This window comes from Rhizobium sp. CCGE 510, from assembly GCF_000292525.1.
In the GTDB taxonomy this organism is placed as follows: domain Bacteria; phylum Pseudomonadota; class Alphaproteobacteria; order Rhizobiales; family Rhizobiaceae; genus Rhizobium.
Window position 1 is genome coordinate 1 of sequence record NZ_AEYF01000083.1, and the last position, 1,402, is coordinate 1,402.

Consider the following 1,402-nt stretch of genomic DNA (forward strand, 5'->3'; position numbering starts at 1 on the left):
CGTGGTCAGCACCTGCCCCTGCTGCGCCAGCGCCGGTGCGCTCGCCAGGAGGACAATGCCGATGGCGATGAAGGCAAGCTCCAGCTTGCGGGACGGACGGATAATCACCATCGTGGTTTCATCTCCTGACCACCTCGCACATTGCGCTCCGGGTCACCGCTGAAGAATTTCTCCCGGTGTTCGCGCTGCGCCTCGTCGGATGACGGCTGGGTGGCATTGCCGCCGGTCGTCTGAACCGATGACGCCTGCCACTTCATCCAGCTTGCACCGGCGCCAAAGCCGATGAGCGCCGCAAGTGCAAGGGCCATGATCAGCCGCGCGCTCACCAGCGTGGCTCCATGGTCTGGCCACCGCGAATATCGTGCTCCGGCGCATTGAAAAACTTCTCCCGTCTTGCCTGCGCCAGATCCTTCTGCGCTTGCTCCGACTGATACCAGGTGCCCATCATCGTCATCTGCTGCGAGACCAGTCCCCGCAGCTTCTGCATCTGAGCGACTTCCTGGGCTGCGATCTGATGGCCGACCTGCAGCGCCTTCATCTGGCCGTCGGCACTCTCCGACATGCCCCGCAGTGAAGACATGGCCGACTCCTCGCTGGAAAACTGGTCGGCCGTCAGGTTCGCTGCCTTCAGTGTGCCGGCGATCGTGTCCCTGTTGGTGTCCGACCACGACTGATAGGTGGTGGAGAAATTCGACTGCGTCGGCAGGTTCGCCTGCATATCGGCATAGCTTTTGAACCGCTGCTTCAACTGATCGTCGATATTGCCCATCGAAAACGCGATGCCCTGCCCCTGTCCGACGATGCTCTGCAGCTTCTTGAGATCGCCTTCCACCTGGCCCCAGATGTGATCCGGCAGCTGTGCGGTGTTCTGCAACATATTGTCGTAGATCTTCAGCTGGTTCTGGATCTGCTCGGCCAGCTGATTGATCTGCTTGATCTGGTTGTTCACCTGCTCGGCCGACTTGCCGACCAGCGAGATCAGCTCGGCATTATTGGCGATCTGTGTGAACTCGGTCGCCTCACCGGTAACGCCGCCAGCCCATCCTGTGGAAGGCATCATCATCGCGACTATGACCGCAATTCCTGCGACGGCTTTGCGCCGATCAAGGATCTTTAAGATAGGTGTCGGCATTGGCAATCCCTCTCTGTTGCAGCCAGTGAAGCGGCCAGTGTTCGCCTTGTTCTGAGACCAGCGCCCGGATGCGCTTCAGGTCCTCCTTGCCGGAGGCGCCGACAATGGAGAGCGCGACCGGGCCGAGCGCCATGTCGAACAGGCGCCGGCCGTCCGGCGAGGCGACGTAATATTCGCGCTTCGGCAATGCGGTCGCGACGATCTCGATCTGCCGCTCGTTGAAGCCGATACGCTCGTAGAATTCGCGAGTACCTGGCTCGCGGGCCGCCC

Annotated in this window: 2 protein-coding genes and 1 pseudogene; all 3 read right to left on the reverse strand. The window is 61.2% G+C overall.

What is annotated here, in order from left to right:
- Window positions 1-104: 104 nt before the first annotated feature.
- Window positions 105-326: an entry exclusion protein TrbK gene (gene trbK / locus RCCGE510_RS32435; RefSeq protein ID WP_007637756.1), complete on the reverse strand. Its 222-nt coding sequence runs from the start codon at window positions 324-326 to the stop codon at window positions 105-107.
- Window positions 323-1,063: a P-type conjugative transfer protein TrbJ gene (gene trbJ / locus RCCGE510_RS32440; protein ID WP_007637758.1), complete on the reverse strand. Its 741-nt coding sequence runs from the start codon at window positions 1,061-1,063 to the stop codon at window positions 323-325. The genes trbK and trbJ overlap by 4 nt, the downstream gene beginning before the upstream one ends.
- Before the next feature lie 40 nt (window positions 1,064-1,103).
- Window positions 1,104-1,402: pseudogene (locus RCCGE510_RS32445) on the reverse strand (conjugal transfer protein TrbE); the annotation flags it as partial.